This window comes from Algoriphagus resistens (assembly GCF_001442615.1).
Taxonomy (GTDB): Bacteria; Bacteroidota; Bacteroidia; order Cytophagales; family Cyclobacteriaceae; genus Algoriphagus; species Algoriphagus resistens.
The window spans coordinates 14,850-30,560 of sequence record NZ_LMXN01000015.1 but is presented as its reverse complement, the minus strand read 5'-3'; the positions used below and the strand labels follow the sequence as shown (position 1 = coordinate 30,560).

12 protein-coding genes and 1 pseudogene are annotated in these 15,711 nt (G+C 42.8%); 5 read left to right on the top strand and 8 right to left on the bottom strand.

The genetic code is table 11. The features are described from left to right. Window positions 1-62: 62 nt before the first annotated feature. Window positions 63-1,481 (top strand): arylsulfatase, encoded by a 1,419-nt coding sequence (locus AS141_RS21365; protein WP_317043062.1) that lies wholly within the window; start codon window positions 63-65, stop codon window positions 1,479-1,481. A 181-nt stretch (window positions 1,482-1,662) separates the two neighbouring features. Beyond that, window positions 1,663-2,688 (top strand): SMP-30/gluconolactonase/LRE family protein, encoded by a 1,026-nt coding sequence (locus AS141_RS21360; RefSeq protein ID WP_082632379.1) that lies wholly within the window; start codon window positions 1,663-1,665, stop codon window positions 2,686-2,688. A gap of 467 nt (window positions 2,689-3,155) precedes the next feature. Here AS141_RS21360 and AS141_RS21355 read toward each other — a convergent pair whose 3' ends face one another. Continuing rightward, a complete protein-coding gene (locus AS141_RS21355; RefSeq protein WP_057939746.1) occupies window positions 3,156-3,716 on the bottom strand; it encodes a GNAT family N-acetyltransferase in 561 nt (186 codons plus the stop codon). Window positions 3,717-3,836: 120 nt separating this feature from the next. Here AS141_RS21355 and AS141_RS21350 point away from each other — a divergent pair, with 120 nt between their 5' ends. Together AS141_RS21350 and AS141_RS21345 are read left to right on the top strand one after the other, a co-directional pair. Continuing rightward, window positions 3,837-4,211, top strand: a complete 375-nt coding sequence (locus AS141_RS21350) for a transmembrane 220 family protein (protein ID WP_057939745.1) — start codon at window positions 3,837-3,839, stop codon at window positions 4,209-4,211. 66 nt (window positions 4,212-4,277) lie between these two features. Then, window positions 4,278-5,027, top strand: coding sequence for an NIPSNAP family protein (locus AS141_RS21345; protein WP_057939744.1), 750 nt, complete (start codon window positions 4,278-4,280; stop codon window positions 5,025-5,027). A 10-nt stretch (window positions 5,028-5,037) separates the two neighbouring features. Here AS141_RS21345 and AS141_RS26125 read toward each other — a convergent pair. Both AS141_RS26125 and AS141_RS27460 read right to left on the bottom strand, forming a co-directional pair. After that, a pseudogene (locus AS141_RS26125) lies at window positions 5,038-5,748 on the bottom strand (RNA-guided endonuclease TnpB family protein); the annotation flags it as partial. 333 nt (window positions 5,749-6,081) lie between these two features. Continuing rightward, window positions 6,082-6,240, bottom strand: a complete 159-nt coding sequence (locus AS141_RS27460) for a helix-turn-helix domain-containing protein (protein ID WP_082632377.1) — start codon at window positions 6,238-6,240, stop codon at window positions 6,082-6,084. A 637-nt stretch (window positions 6,241-6,877) separates the two neighbouring features. Here AS141_RS27460 and AS141_RS21330 point away from each other — a divergent pair. Next, a complete protein-coding gene (locus AS141_RS21330) occupies window positions 6,878-7,234 on the top strand; it encodes a hypothetical protein (protein ID WP_057939741.1) in 357 nt (118 codons plus the stop codon). Between the two features lie 125 nt (window positions 7,235-7,359). Here AS141_RS21330 and AS141_RS21325 read toward each other — a convergent pair whose 3' ends face one another. The 5 genes from AS141_RS21325 to cysS all read right to left on the bottom strand — a co-directional run bounded on the left by AS141_RS21325 (window position 7,360) and on the right by cysS (window position 15,639). Continuing rightward, a complete protein-coding gene (locus AS141_RS21325) occupies window positions 7,360-10,800 on the bottom strand; it encodes a ThuA domain-containing protein (protein WP_057939740.1) in 3,441 nt (1,146 codons plus the stop codon). A gap of 128 nt (window positions 10,801-10,928) precedes the next feature. Continuing rightward, the gene (galK, locus tag AS141_RS21320; protein WP_057939739.1) at window positions 10,929-12,074 is read right to left on the bottom strand and encodes a galactokinase; all 1,146 of its coding nucleotides are present in this window, start codon (window positions 12,072-12,074) and stop codon (window positions 10,929-10,931) included. Further along, the gene (locus tag AS141_RS21315) at window positions 12,064-13,104 is read right to left on the bottom strand and encodes a LacI family DNA-binding transcriptional regulator (RefSeq protein WP_057939738.1); all 1,041 of its coding nucleotides are present in this window, start codon (window positions 13,102-13,104) and stop codon (window positions 12,064-12,066) included. Before AS141_RS21315 ends, galK begins: the two co-directional genes overlap by 11 nt. Window positions 13,105-13,175: 71 nt before the next feature. Next, complete coding sequence (locus tag AS141_RS21310) at window positions 13,176-14,159, bottom strand: M28 family peptidase (RefSeq protein ID WP_057939737.1); 984 nt, start codon at window positions 14,157-14,159, stop codon at window positions 13,176-13,178. Further along, window positions 14,149-15,639, bottom strand: coding sequence for a cysteine--tRNA ligase (gene cysS / locus AS141_RS21305; protein WP_057939736.1), 1,491 nt, complete (start codon window positions 15,637-15,639; stop codon window positions 14,149-14,151). Before cysS ends, AS141_RS21310 begins: the two co-directional genes overlap by 11 nt. Between the last annotated feature and the right edge of the window lie 72 nt (window positions 15,640-15,711).

Below are 15,711 nucleotides of genomic sequence, written 5' to 3'. Positions count from 1 at the left end.
CTTAGGGCATGTTAAGACGTTATACAATACCTCTCGTTTTACTTTTTCTTTCCTCTGGGTTTGTGTTTACAAATTGTCGAAGCAAGGAAGAAAAGAAGGTAGAAGCAGAAAAAAAGACTAATATCATTTTTATCCTTGCAGACGATCTTGGGTATGGGGATCTGGGATTTTTAGGACAAGAATATATAGAAACACCAAACATCGATCGACTGGCAAAAGAAGGGATGTTTTTTACCAGTCACTATTCGGGAGCGACTGTCTGTGCGCCATCCAGATCATCTTTTCTGACGGGATTACATACCGGGCATACGCCGATAAGAGGCAATCTCGGAGTGAACCCGGAAGGTCAGTATCCTATGCCTGATTCAATTGCTTCAGTAGCCAAAGTGCTGTCAGGAGCGGGTTATAAAACAGGCGCCTTTGGGAAATGGGGACTTGGGTTTATCGGTACTACCGGCGATCCAAATCAACAGGGTTTTGAGCAATTTTATGGCTATAACTGCCAGAGTCTTGCGCATAGGTATTATCCAGCTTACTTGTGGCAAAATGAGAACAAAGTGGTATTGGAAGGAAATGGATGGACAGAAAAAACTACCTATGCCCCAGACCTCATCCAGAAAGAAACAATAGCATTCCTGGAAAATAATAAGGAGAATCCCTTCTTCTTATTTATGCCTATTGTTATGCCACATGCAGAACTGGCTGCGCCCGACGATGAAATTTTTCAGAAATATAGGGCCAAGTTCAAAGATGAGAAGCCCCGTCTGCCTGGAAAAGGTACGGAGTATGGGACAGACATCAATACTTCTGCCTACCAATCACAACCGCACCCCCATGCTACTTTCGCAGCTATGGTGGAGAGAATTGACCTTTACGTGGGAGAAGTTTTGCAGAAGGTGGATGAATTGGGGCTGTCTGAAAATACACTGATTATCTTTGCTTCTGATAATGGTGCGCATAAAGAAGGTGGGGCTGATCCTGATTTTTTCAATAGCAATGGACCCTATAGAGGACATAAGCGGGATTTATATGAAGGAGGGGTGCGCACTCCTATGATTGCCTGGTGGCCGGGCAAGATTCAGGCTGGTTCACAAAGTGATCATATTTCAGCTTTCTGGGATTTATTGCCGACTTTCGCTGATGTTGCCGGGGCAGATATTCCTGAAAATATCGATGGCATTTCGTTTTTGCCGACGATGCTGCAGCAAAAAGATCAGAAGGAGCATGGATTTTTATATTGGGAATTTCATGAGCAGGGAGGCAAGCAAGCAGTGAGACAGGGGAAATGGAAAGCGGTGAAGCTTCAGGTTTTTGGTAGCGAGAAGCCAACGGTTGAGCTTTATGATCTGAGCACAGATATAGCAGAAGAGAACAATATCGCCGCAGAAAATCCGGAAAAAGCAAAGGAACTTGAAGGGCTGATGAACTCATCGCATACAACCAATCCAATTTTCGGGCTACTGCCTTCAGAAAGGAAATGAGAAAAGGCGGAGAAAAATCCCCGCCTTTTCGTACCCAATCTATTTACTGTAAAACCTTTGAATGATTCAATATATAGATAACAAAGGAGTTGAGTGTCCTTGTCTGTCCTGATTTAGTCTTAGAAATTCATGGTAATACAGCTTGAATTCAATTTGGGACAGGGTGATAAAATTTATAACCATGAGAAAGCTAAGTATATATGTTTTAATTCTCCTCGCCTCTTCTTTTGCCTGTTCAAAGCCAAAAGTGTCTACTGAGTCGGGGATGCCAGAATCTACTTACAAGACAGTAGGCTCTGTAGAAAGGCTGAGTTCAGAAATAGGCTCACTCATTTCCCAAGGAGCTGAAATAGAAGTTTTGGCTTCTGGATTTGAATGGTCCGAGGGGCCGCTTTGGATTGAAGACCAGAATGCTTTACTGTTTTCGGATGTACCTTCTAACAGGATCTGGAAATGGACAGAAAATGATAGCCTGAGCTTATTCTTGGAACCTTCAGGCTACTTGGGAACAGAGGAGAATAAAAAGGAACCTGGATCTAATGGGTTGGCATTGGATGGGCAAGGGAATCTTGTCCTTTGCCAGCATGGCGAAAGGAGAATTGCAAAGATGAACTCTCCACTTTCTATTCCAAAAGCTGATTTCACCGCGCTGGTGTCTGAGTTTGATGGAAAGAGGTTCAACAGTCCGAATGACCTGGTCTTCAATAAGGAGGGGCAGGTATTTTTCACAGATCCGCCTTACGGCCTAGATGATTGGAACCCGAAGGAGTTGGATTTTCAGGGTGTTTACAGGTTGGATGTAGATGGAAGTTTGAGTCTGCTGCTGGATAGTCTTAGCCGACCAAATGGCATAGGGCTCAGTCAGGATCAGAAAACCCTGTATATAGCTCAATCTGATGCTCTGAAGGCGAGGTACTATGCCTTTGAGCTGGATGAGGATGGAGATGTTTTAAGCGGGAAAGTATTATTGGACGCTACTGCAAGTGTGGGAGAAGAGTTGCCTGGCTTGCCAGATGGTCTGACGGTTCACAGCTCAGGAACCCTCTTTGCTTCCGGTCCAGGCGGAATTTGGGTGATCAGTTCTGAGGGAAAGCATTTGGGGATTATCCGCACTGGGCAGGGGACTTCAAATTGTGCGTTTGATTCCGACGAGTCATATTTATATATGACTGCAGATGCCTATCTGATGCGGATTAGAATGGACTAGCAAGGGATGATGTGGCGGGATTGAAGATATACTTCAATAAATATCCAAAAAGTTGATAACCATTTATTTAAGGTGGATAAGTGTGTTTGTTTAGAATAAAATTTGGTGGATAGATGGTGGGAAAATAGGTGTCCAAAATGTTGCGATCCGCTGGAATTAGGAAGATATTTAGTAAACCAAGTGAGAGATAAAAGACCGGGAATACGATCTCGGATAAAGGTTGAAAACTCGAAACTGAAAATACGAATGGTCAAAGTTCTTCGGAAATTTGTCTGAAATGGGAAACCACAGAAGTGTTGATTGAATTCTTCATAACCGAAAGGTAAAGAAGGCGGAGCAAGTAAACTATTATTATGATTCCGGGCAACTGGATGAAAAGTCTTTAACAGTAGCTTGGCTCTTGTTGATGACCAAGGTTATCAGTAAGAGAAAGGGAAGCGTTCGAAAGAGGGTTTCCCTTTTGTTTTTTATCCCTTCTTTCTCCAGTCCCAGATTACGATATTCCACTGTTCCACGCCGTCGTGAAAGGTATCAATTACTTCAAAGCCGATCCGCTGGTGTGCGCGCATAGATCGATGATTGGAAGTGGAAATCTCAGTTATGGCAAGATCATATCTGTCTTCAAATGTCTGTTTGTATTTTGCATAGCACCTATCAAATAGCCCCTCACCCCGATAGGTTTTTCCAATACAGACCTGGCCTACTGCTATGTAATTGTAATCACTTACTTTTTTTCCTTCATAGTGAATCTGATCAAACTGGCGGAACATGGGTACCAATTGCTGAATGTCAGCTCTTGATGCCTTAGTCATCGCCAGAATATAGGCTGCGACATAGGAGCCATCCAGCGCAATGACATGGGATTCTATATCATTCAGTTTATTGAGATCCTCTAATGAATGCTGGACGTACACAAAACCTTGGGATTCTTTCTCATGAATAGAAATCCCTGTGCTTATATTGGCTTTTTGAAGATCAATGATCCCCTGTAAATCGTCCGTTGATTTGCTTTGAGAAAGTGTGATCATATAGAAAGGGGGAGGGCGATGTGGAATCTAAATTTAACAGAAGTATTTTAGTGTCTGTTATCCTTTCAAATTAAAAAAACCGGTTGTTTTGCCGTAGTTTTGATCAAACCCTGAAACAGTATGAAGTTCAACAAAATCTTTTTCGGCCTGTGGATTTTCATCTTTGCTCTTTTTGCGTATTGGCAATTCAATGATCCAGATCCTGAAGTCTGGGTAAGCATTTATGGAGCAGCCATTATATTTTGCATTCTGGGTACTCGCGGGATTTTTCCGAAAATCCCGCTTACAGTAGTGGTAGTGGCCTGTTTATTAGGGGCTATTTACTTCTATCCGGGAGGAATAGGTGATTGGATTGAGCAGGAAGTGGAGCAGCATGATCTAACTATGAAAACCCCTCAGATGGAAGAAGCAAGAGAAACTTTTGGGCTTTTGATCGTAGCATTGGTACTTAGTCCTGCGCTTTGGAAAGCCTGGAGAAAGAAAGGTTCGCTATAGCTAAAATCAGTAGGATTTGTATTTTTCTACCTTTTATATATTCTAAACTCGTCAAACCCAATAACCATGAAAAAGTTAACACTAAGTATGCTGGCACTGTTTTTCTCCTTAGTTGGTTTTTCACAGCAATTAAGTGGAAGTAATTCCACCTATTTTGAAATAAGAAAGTATTATGCCAATGAAGGGAAGCTTCCCGATTTGATCAAGCGTTTTGAGGATCATACGATGGCTCTTTTTGAGAAAAGCGGCATGGAAAATATTGCCTACTTCGTGCCTGCCGACAACACGGATAATTCTTTGACATATATTTTGGGATACCCAAATGAAAAATCGAGAGACCGTATGTGGGAGAAATTTGGAAATGACCCCGAATGGCAGAAAGCCAAGAAAGAATCTGAAGTAAATGGTGGGCTTGTGAAGAGTGTAGATCAGACTTTTATGAAACTGGCCCCGGGATTGAATGATACTCCCCAGCCACGGGCAAGTGGGATTTTTCAGTTGAGAACTTATACGTGTTTTGATGGTCGATTGGATAATCTGATTGTCCGGTTTAAGGATCATACCCAGGATTTATTCGAAAAGCAGGGCTTGAGAAATTATCCTTATTGGGTTACTGTGGAGAAAGATGGGAGTCAGCCAAAGCTGGTTTATCTTTTGGCAGATAAGGATCAGGTATCTTTCGAAAAGAATTTCCAGAATTTCATCAAAGATCCCGCTTGGGTAAAAGCCCGGGATGCATCTGAGGCAGATGGGAAAATCGTGGAGAAAGTAGATGCTGTGTTCTTGAGAACACTTCCTTTTTCGCCTCTTAAGTAAGCTTCGTGAATTACCCACCCGCGGCAGAGCCGATGGGTTGGGCTTCGGGGGTCATAGACTCGCCCAATGGCAACGCCTCATCCCGTTTTTGTTTTGTGTCCGACTGTGTCCCACAACCAGACAATACCTTTATACCTTGTGTTAAGATGTCCTTTGCCGCATTGACATCCCTATCATGGATCTCACCGCAAGATCCACAAACCCATACTCTTAGGGAAAGGATTAAGTCTTGTTTTATCCATCCACAGGTTGAACAGCTTTTGCTTGAGGGGTACCATCGGTCGATTTTAACGAATGGCCTATCGTTCCAATTAGCCTTATATTCAAGCATACTGTAAAATGCACCCAACGAAACATCACCCATTGCCTGTGCCAGGCAATGGTTCTTCATTATATTTTTAACAGCAAGGTCTTCAACTGATAGTATGTCGTGGTTTTTGACAATTTCAGTTGATACCTTATGCAGGTAATCCTTTCTGATATTCGTTAGTTGTTCGTGGACAGCTGCAAGTTTTTGTTTTTGCCTGCCCCTTGATCTGCTTCCTTTTGTTTTCTTCGAAAGCTGTCTTTGCTCAAACCTGAGCTTCTTTAAGTTGGTCTTAAGTGATCTGATATTTTCATAACTGCTTCCATCTGAAAGAATGGCAAGTTCCTTTATACCCGTATCAATGCCTACTGATTTACCTGTTTTTTGAAATGGTTTATGTGCTGTTTCACACGTAACAGAAGCATACTACTTGCCGGTTGTTGATTTTGAAACAGTGGCAAACAAAGGTTCACCTTCCAACGCTCTATGAAGGTTTAACCTGATCCCCTCTTTGAATTTGGGAATTATAAGTCTGCTGTCTCCAACAGTTACATTTTGTGGTATTTTGAAACTCTGCTTACCGTACTTTGATTTAAATCTTGGGAACTTGTTCTGCTTGTTAAAAAAGTTCTTGTAGGCGGTATCCAAATTTTTAATTGATGCCTGTAAGGATTGGCTGTTCACCTCTTTTAACCAAGCAAACCCTTCCTCTTTTTTCAGTTCAGTTAAAGTCCTTGCGTTGTCATACTAGTTAAGAGAAGTCTTTTCGTTTAAATATTTCTCTTTACGTTCGTTCAAAAACCTATTGAACACAAACCTACAATGCCCGAAGTGTTTGCCCAGCAAAGATGCCTGTTCCTTTGTCGGGTAGATCCTAAACCTGTATGACTTGTGTATCAACTTCATTCTACTGGCCAAATAGCCTTGTTTTTTACTGACAACCAAGCTATTGTCACCAACTGTCAGTATATAAGCTACCCGCAGGATTCCCTATATCCCTATTGGGAAAATTCCATCTGATCCCTGTTACCACGTAGCCTAGAAATAGCTTGGCAGGCCAGTTAAATGAGGAGTTAAACCCTATTTTTCACCATAGCCCCTAAAGCAGATTTTGAAACTGAAGTAAGAGGGCTAGAGGTAACCCCTATCCATTTTCTTATCCGGTACATTCCCCGCCTAGCTGTACTGTAAATGGCCCATAGGTTAAAACAAGGATCACCCGTCAGTTAGGATTTCTGCACCCATCTACACTTGGTAAACACTAGGGGGATCAGCATCTACTTTGGTCGGATGGAAATTTCGTTTGTTCAATAGGTGAAGCATCATCGGAAACGATCCGTCAGTACATTCTTTCACCAGGTTAGTGTTTGTCGCTTACATCCCACCCGCGCTAAGGCGATGGGTGGGTTTTACACTCCTATTTATAAAATCAGCTAACTGTTTTGAGAAAATCTGGATATCGGTCAGCTTTGTTGTAGCGGATAAATACTAGTTGACGTATCGTTATTGGCCATATTTCTCATTTTCTAATCAATTTTGTTTTATGAAAAAGTTATTTTACCCTCTTTTATTCTGTTTGTTGTTCAGCTTTGCATGTGACGAAAAGGAAGATCCGGCCACTGCCTGTGGGGTTAGCGATCCTATAGAAAATATACCTTGGCTAAAGCAATGGGCTGAAGAATCAGCAAAAGAAAGTATGGCAGAATTTTCATATATCGCTCAAGCTAAATACAAGGGAAAAAGAGTATTCTATTGGGGAAGTTGTTGTCCGAATTGCAGTTGGGCTTTAGTACTACGTGATTGCGAAGGAGATAGAATAAACGATGAAATCAGCTTTGACGATCTTGAGGATACCCAAATAATCTGGGATCCGGAGGACTCGCAGTGTCAATTTGATTAGAAATAGTTTACAATTCAGCTTTTATTTTCCTTATAACTAGTGGAAAAATCCAGCTGTAGATTAGAATGAAGAAAGCCATCCCAGGTTGCCGGGATGGCTTTCTGTTTTACTATGCTTTTTGGCTTTTACTTGGCGTTAAAGGTCAATCCAGCAAGGATAAACGTCCCTGCCTCACCGCCTTTGATTGTTTTGGTAGTGATATACAATTTATGAATCTTGCCATCTGCCTGGGTAGTCACAGGAATGGTCACTGCCTCGAATGCAGGTGCTCCAGCAGGCGTATTCATAGGGCTCTGGATATATTCCTTACTTCCTACGACTTGCCCTTCAGGACTGTCCAATCTTAGCTCAAACACAAAACCATCTGTCAGCTTGGCCATAGCCGCAGTGTTTAAGGTAACTGAAGCTATACCAGTTAAATCTACTTTTGTGATAGCAAATGAAGCTGGATCAGCAGGCACCGTAAGCAGATTTTGGCCATTGTAGTTCATTTTGCTGAATCCGCCGGAAAGCTCGCTAGCTGTACCAAGATCAACGGTATTGCTTGAAAGTATATAGGAGGAAGAACCTGTCAGAGGTTTGATGCTTTCTCCACCCTTGTCGGTATAAGAAGCACTGATCACCAGAACACCTGTTGGTGTAGCAGTTTTACCCATAGTTGCATTTACCGAACCGGCGGCAGGCAAGGTTTCTTGGGTCACTTGATCAAGAGACAGGATGTAACTGATCAATGCATTCAATTCAGATTCCGGCAGGTCAGGATTTGCAGGCATGACTGTTTCTCCCCAAACTCCACCACCACCATTTCTGATTTTGTTTTTTAGATAAGTGATATCACTTTCACTATACTTCTTGGCTACACTGATGTAATCTGGCCCAATAGAAGCTTCAGCCTCCTTATGGCACGTTTTACAGGTCAAAGAAGCAACCAGCGATTTACCTACCATGGCATCTGTCATTATTTTATGCCCTTGATTAGCTTCAGCCTGGTCGAAACCTTCCAGGTAATCAGCACTTACATACAGGTTTTCCACATCATTTGCAGCATCTGGATGATCTTTATCGGTTACAGTGACTTCATAAGCTACTTGCATGCCAGGAAAATAGAAAGCTTTATTTCCTTCTATAGCAATGCTAACCTCCGGAGCAATATTACCGGAATAAACCGACACGGGAATTCCTTCCCCTTTCAGTCCTGCTGGATCAGCAGCTGTGACGTTTACAGCATATTCACCTATTGCATTAAATGTATGTGTTAAGGCTGGCTCTTCTGTGGTTTTGGTTTCCCCATTTCCAAGATCCCAGGTATAAGTCATAGGATCTCCCTCCGGGTCTGAAGCTTTTGCTGTGAAAGTGGCTGTCAAAGGATTTGCACCAGATGTCTTATCCACTGAAATATTTGCTATCACAGGAGCTCTATTTCCTCCATTGTAATCTATTCGGAAAAGTCCGGAATCTGCATTTTTAGCGAACCAACCATTTCCATATTCCAATCCATAAATATGTCCATCAGGGCCCATTTCCATGTCTATTAGCGCGTTGAACTTAGTGTTCGGCATAAATGGATCCATTTTGTCGTAATCACCGGATTCGGTCATGGTAACGATTTTGATCCAACCTCTCACCCAATCGTAGATGATTAATTTCCCATCGAAGTACTCAGGAAGTTTGCTGTCTCCTGAATACATGTCTGAATAATAAACAGGGCCGACCATTGCATTTCTTCCTCCAGTACCCAAAGAAGGAAACTCGGCAGATTCTCCATAGGGGTACCAGATGAATGCGGGCTGAGTAGGAGGCAATTGTTCTATCCCGGTATTATTTGGAGAAGTGTTTTTCGGGCCATTGATATCAAATAGCTCCCCCGAAGATCCGTTAGCGTAATCATATTCCCTATAAGGTAAGTTATTTGCAATCACATAAGGCCAGCCAAAGTGACCTGCTTTTCTTGCCTGGTTGATCTCATCGTAACCTCGGGGCCCGCGTGTTTCCGTGCTATCGCCGTTGGCATCTGGGCCTACTTCACCCCAATACAAGAATCCTGTCTTTTGATCAACGGAGATTCTGTATGGGTTTCTAAGACCTTGTACGTAGATTTCCGGCTTCGTGCCTTCTGTTCCCGGGGCATAGAGATTTCCTTCAGGGATTTCATACCTGCCGTCTTCGTTTACTTTGATTCTTATGATTTTCCCCCGTAGGTCATTTGCGTTTCCTGAGCTTCTTCTAGCGTCAAATTGTTTGTTTCCGTCTCTAGCGTCAAGCGGTGCATAGCCACTGTTTATAAAAGGAGTATTAGGCTGGTTAAAAGGAGTGGAGTTGTCACCCGTAGATAAAAATAGATATCCGTCTGCACCGAATGCAATTGATCCCCCAGTGTGACAGCATATGTCTCTTTGGGAATAGAGTTCAAGGATGATTTGCTCCGAATTCATATCCCAGACTCCCTCCTTGAATTTGAATCTAGAGAGACGGTTTACTTCTTTTTCAGTAGGGGAGTAATACACATAGACCCAATTATTCTGTTCATAATTTGGATCTTTTTGCAAACCCAGAACACCTTCTTCTGCATTTACTCCTTTTACAGGTGTTTTCCAATATACATCCAGTTTAGCTACCTCAGAGATCTCTTTTGTCTCGCTGTTGTAGTATAGAATCTCACCTCTTCTTTGCGAGATCAGCACATCGAGATTTGGAAGTACCGTCAATTCAGTAGGTTCTGTGAAATCACCCGAAGCCAACATTGTCTTTGCAAACCTATTTTCCTCAGGCACTTTTTTACTTTTTACCTTAGTATAGTCCAGTTCTTTATTCCCTCCAATTGCATAGTCAATTCCGGCCAATAAGTGCTTTAAATAAAGTTCTTCCGAAAACGACTCGTTGGTATGGCCACCGCCTGTATAGAAGGCACGGCCTCCATCATAATCATGGTACCAGGCGATTGGATGCTCGCCCATGTCAAAACCGCCTTTATACGAATCCTCATCCAAAGTCAGTAAAATGTTTACCTCCGGGTTCATCTTTTGATAAGAATACCATTCGTCTGTTCTCTCCCATGGAGATGGAAGAAAGGATGTAGCGCTATTGTTAGTGTCTACCACAGTTACTTTTCCTGCCTGTACATTAGGATGGGGATCGTTGATACCTGGGTGATCAACGAAATACCCACCTACCAATCTATTGTACCAGCCCCATTGATATTCAGTATCTGCCGCTGCATGAATCCCTACAAACCCGCCTCCGGCTTGAATGTAACGCTCAAATTCGGCTTCTTGTACATGATCGAGAACGTCTCCTGTAGTACTTAGGAAAATGACTGCAGCATATTGAGACAGGTTCTTCTCATTGAAACTTGTACTTTGCGTGGTAGTATCCACTTCAAAGTCGTTTTCTGCTCCTAGTTTTTTTATTGCTTCTATTCCTTGCGGAATGGATTCGTGATAAAATCCTGCCGTTTTGCTGAATACAAGCACCTTAGGTTTTCCAGAGCGGGACTTACAGCTCCAGAAACCCATACTTGCAATCAGTCCAAGCAGCAGTAGGCTTCTCAGGTTTTTTGGGAAATTCATAGGTTTTCAAATTTTTGGGAAAATAGGTAATTAAACTCAATTCAGAGTTTCAGCCACAAATTGGGGAATTTTTTGATAAAAATTACATTAATTGTCATTTTGAAACAATAGACTATAAAATTGGATGGTCATTCTAAAATTCTGGCTCCTTCAGAAAGAGCAACAGGAATAAAATCAGCTGTTATTTGAAATTTTTGCAAATAGGCAGTGTACATCGCTGTTTCAAAATTCTCCAATTGGGCCTTGGACACTAAATTGATTGTGCAGCCGCCAAAGCCACCTCCCATCATTCGGGAGCCAATGACTCCAGGCAAAGTCCAGGATTTCTCCGCTAGAAAATCAAGCTCAGGACAACTCACTTCAAAGTCTTTACTCAGGCTACGATGAGATTCTTTCAGTAAATTCCCGAAAACAGTTAGGTCGCCTGCATGAAGTGCATTTGAAGCCAAATTTACCCTGTCTATTTCGGTGATGACGTGCTTGGCTTTGGCAAAAAGGTTTTCAGGTAAGATTTGCCCGACTTTTTCGATGTCTTTTATGGGGATATCCCTGAGTGTAGTGGCTTCAGGATAAGTAGCTTGAAGAATTTTCACACTGGCTTCGCATGCCTCTCTTCTCTTATTATAAGCCGAATCGGCAAGGTTGTGTTTTACTTTGGAATTAATAAGAACCAGCGAGTGATCACCAAAATCGACTTCAACCTCAAAATGCGTATTGGTTCGGCAATCCAGCAATAAAGCACGGTCTTTTACTCCAAAAGCAGATGCATAGGGGTCCATAATCCCGCATTTCACACCGGCAAACAGATGCTCCGCCTTTTGTGCATACAGAACGATTGATTTTTTTGTGATGGTAAACCTGAACAATTCTGTCAATGCTGTCCCTATGGCCACCGAAAGTGCGGCAGAAGAGGATAACCCAGAAGCAGGTATATTTCCACCAAAAACAAGGTCAAAACCTTCGAGGTTATAGCCGGCTTGTTGAAACTGTGAAACCACTCCCATTATATAGTTTGCCCAGTGTCCTTTTTTTGGAGAAAATGAGCTGATGTCAAAAACGAACTCTTCTTGAAAATCCTCTGAATAGAGCCTACAGGAAGGACCGTTGTTTTTTTGAATCGCAACGCAGATGCCCTGTTCTACCGCGGCAGGAAAAACCAGTCCTTCCTGATAGTCCGTGTGCTCACCAATAAGGTTAATTCTACCGGGCGCGAACGCGATAATAGGTTCACTGTTAAAAAGTCTTTTGAAGGTTTGTGAGATTTTATCTTTCATCTACTTTATTGAGGGCTTTTGTTGATTGGCGGGGAAGTAAGGTGGTTTCTAGAACTATCGAGATAGGATCGTCGGAAGCCTGCCCTTCCAGTTGGTCGAGCAAATGGGTTACCGCTAGTTTGCCCATTTCGTATCCAGGCTGAGCTACCGTCGTAAGTGGAGGTTCTACCACTGCGGAAGTGGGATTGTTGGTAAAGCCGGCAAGGGCCATCTCCGCTGGGATTTTGATTCCCATAGGTTTCCAAACTGCTAATAAGTCCAATGCTACCGGGTCAATCATACAGAAAACACCGTCAGGACGATCTTTCATTGCAGCTATTTCCCGGGCAATTTTGATGTTTCCAGCTTCGGTAAGATCACTTATTTTTACCAAGTCGGGGTCTGGTGTTATGCCATACTCGTTAAGGGCATGGAGATAACCTTCTTTACGTTTTTTACTAATGTAGAGGTCTTCGGGACCAGAGACATACATGACACGTGTACAGCCGGTTTCCAATAAATGTTTGGTGACCTGATAGGCTCCGCCTTCGTCATTAAAGGTAACCCGCGACACTGGTATATCTTCATTTACTCTGTCAAAAAGCAAGAAAGGAATTTCTCTGTTGTAGAGATCAAATAAGTGGTCGTACTGGTTTGTCTCACGACTCAAAGAGATAAGCAGTCCGTCCACTTGGGAGGCAACGAGGGTTCTTATGTTGGCTTTCTCGAGCTCTAGTGTTTCATTCGATTGACAAATCATCACATTATAGCCTCGTTTGTTTGCATGATCCTGAATTCCTGAAATACAGGAAGCAAAAAAGTGGGAAGTAATCTCGGGAACGATTACTCCAAGTGTATTTGTACGGCTTATTCTAAGACTTTGGGCCAAGAGATTGGGCTGATAATTCATCTCCTTTGCCATATCCACTATTCGCTTTTTAGTGTCAGGATGAAGCTCTGGGGAATCTTTAAGTGCCCTGGATATAGTCGATACAGATACGCCTAACTTCTTGGCGATTTCTTTCATCGTGACCTGATGACCTTTTTTCATGGGGTAAAATCATTTAACTATCATTTCAAATCCTCCAAATTGGACGATTCTAAGGCTGAAAGATAAGCTTTTTACTCTTGGTACACAGTAAATAAGACAGTTTCTCCTACAGCTTGTAAGGTTCTACGGTCTATGATTTCCATATTGTCACTGTGCTTGTGATGATATTGGGCAAAGCCAAAATCCGGGGAAAACTCAATGATGTCAATCATGGGGATCTTTCCAAATTCATTGACAAATACATGGTCATCGGTAATTTGGGGAGAATCTTTGTAGATGAAAAAGTCCCCCTGGCCAATTTGAGCAGCATTGTCCCAGACTTTTTTGAGAATCCCTGAGGCATAATGCCTGGAATACCCTTCTCTATAGAATCTAGCCCCTTTGGCACCGACCATATCCACCAAAATCCCGTAATAGGCCGAATAATTAGGCTTATGTTTGTTTTTGGACCAATGCTGTGAGCCCAGGCACCACCAGAAATCCTGCTCATTGTTCCTGGTTTTAGTACCCTCGGGCTCTCCATCATCCTCTCCGTCAAACAGTATGATATCTATGCCCACATCCGGCTTCAGTTCCTGAGAGCCAATTACCCGTGCGATTTCCAATAAAACACCTACTCCGCTACCACCGTCATTGGCCCCGTCGATAGGTTCATCGATCCTTTCAGTGTCTTTATCGGCGATTCTCCGGGTATCCCAGTGAGCTGCCAGCAGTATTCTTTTGGTCGCTTGCGGATTATAAGAAGCAATGATATTGCTTAGGTTCCAAGTGAGCCCATCATATGTTTTCGCTTCGAAATCCTGTGTTTCTACCCCGAAGCCATAGCCTTCAAATTTTGATAGTAGCCAGTTTTTTGTGGCTTCATGCGCCTTAGTTTCCGGTACCCGGGGTCCAAAATCCACTTGCTTTTGCACAAAAGCATAAGCTGAATCCGGGTTGAAGGCCGGGTAAGGTTTTGCAGGTTTTTGTTCTAGCCGTGATTCGGTCGATTTTTCCGAACCCCCACATGCCCAAACTAACATCAGCAGGGCAATAAGCCACATTCTATTCTTCATATGCCCAGTCAATTTTATCTTTCATGTCTTTTACCACAAACCCCATCGCTTTGAGTCCTGCTCTGATTTCATCCACTTTGGTGTAGTCCCGCGCAGTTTTTGCGTCGGAATACAACTCCAACAGTAAGTTTAACATTTCATTTTGAGTATCTGACTTTTCCTCGATCAATCCCAGAATATCAGAGACAAAGGTGCTGTATGTCTCGATCAATCTATTGAAAATAGCCTCACCAAAAACGGAAGATTTTAATTGACCGGAGTACATGGAGTTGATTTTCTTCAGCAAGTTGAATAAATGACCAATAGCCTGTGCAGTGTTGAAGTCATCATCCATGGCACGGTAAGTATTAGAAATGATTTGTTCTACTTGCTTGATCTGTTCTTCATCCTGCGGAATGTCGTCTGCCTCGAACTTCAGCAATTTGGAAATTCTCAGCCCATTGATCAGTTTTTTATAGCCTTTCTGGGCTGCCAGTAGTGCTTCGTTGGAGAAATCCAGTGTAGATCGGTAATGTGCAGTGAGGATAAAATACCGGATGGTCATTGGGCTGTAGGCCCTGGCCAATAGCTTATGGTCTCCGGTGAAAAGCTCCTGCAGGTTTATAAAATTGCCCAGAGACTTACCCATCTTCTGTCCATTGATGGTGATCATGTTGTTGTGCATCCAGTACTTGGCGGGATCCTGATGGTTGCACGCGTTTCCCTGGGCAATTTCACATTCGTGATGAGGGAAAAGCAGATCCATTCCCCCTCCATGTATGTCAAATTGCTTGCCCAGGTATTTGGAACTCATGGCAGTACACTCAAGGTGCCATCCCGGAAAACCTACTCCCCAAGGGGAATCCCACTTCATCAGATGTTCCGCTGAAGCATTCTTCCACAACGCAAAATCAACCGGATTTCTTTTTTCATCCTGCCCATCCAAAGTACGGCTTCCACTCATTAGGTTTTCCAAATCACGACCCGAGAGTTTGCCATATTGGCTTGTTTCGTTGTATTTCATTACATCGAAATAGACAGAACCGTTGATTTCATACGCTAGCCCTTCCTTCAAAATGGCTTCTACCAAGGCAATCTGCTCTGGAATATGGCCTGTTGCACGGGGTTCTATGCTAGGTTTCCAAGTGTTTAAAAGTGCCATATCCCTATGATAGCTGTCAGTATATTGCTGTGCAACTTCCATTGGCTCCAGCTGTTCTAACTTGGCTTTTTTTGCGATTTTATCCTCTCCTTCATCTGCGTCCCCCTGCAAGTGTCCTACATCGGTGATATTCCGTACATAGCGAACCTTAAAGCCCAGATGGGTTAGGTAGCGATTGACAGTATCAAATGTAATAGCTGGTCGTGCATGGCCAAGATGAGCATCTCCATAGACAGTAGGTCCACAGACATACATGCCTACGAAAGGTGGATTTATGGGTTGAAACTCCTCTTTCTGGCGGGAAAGGGTATTGTATAATTTGAGATTATGCGATTTCATAGAATGTATGAAGTACTAAGTACAAAGTACCAAGTACGGAATAGATCCGATTTTGATTCAGGCTGCAAAATA

Coding starts and splice junctions, on each gene's coding strand:
- AS141_RS21360 (WP_082632379.1), top strand. CDS start 1,663: ATGAGAAAGCTAAGTATATATGTTTTAATTCTCCTCGCCTCTTCTTTT.
- AS141_RS21355 (WP_057939746.1), bottom strand. CDS start 3,716: ATGATCACACTTTCTCAAAGCAAATCAACGGACGATTTACAGGGGATC.
- AS141_RS21350 (WP_057939745.1), top strand. CDS start 3,837: ATGAAGTTCAACAAAATCTTTTTCGGCCTGTGGATTTTCATCTTTGCT.
- AS141_RS21345 (WP_057939744.1), top strand. CDS start 4,278: ATGAAAAAGTTAACACTAAGTATGCTGGCACTGTTTTTCTCCTTAGTT.
- AS141_RS27460 (WP_082632377.1), bottom strand. CDS start 6,240: ATGAAGTTGATACACAAGTCATACAGGTTTAGGATCTACCCGACAAAG.
- AS141_RS21330 (WP_057939741.1), top strand. CDS start 6,878: ATGAAAAAGTTATTTTACCCTCTTTTATTCTGTTTGTTGTTCAGCTTT.
- AS141_RS21325 (WP_057939740.1), bottom strand. CDS start 10,800: ATGAATTTCCCAAAAAACCTGAGAAGCCTACTGCTGCTTGGACTGATT.
- galK (WP_057939739.1), bottom strand. CDS start 12,074: ATGAAAGATAAAATCTCACAAACCTTCAAAAGACTTTTTAACAGTGAA.
- AS141_RS21315 (WP_057939738.1), bottom strand. CDS start 13,104: ATGAAAAAAGGTCATCAGGTCACGATGAAAGAAATCGCCAAGAAGTTA.
- AS141_RS21310 (WP_057939737.1), bottom strand. CDS start 14,159: ATGAAGAATAGAATGTGGCTTATTGCCCTGCTGATGTTAGTTTGGGCA.
- cysS (WP_057939736.1), bottom strand. CDS start 15,639: ATGAAATCGCATAATCTCAAATTATACAATACCCTTTCCCGCCAGAAA.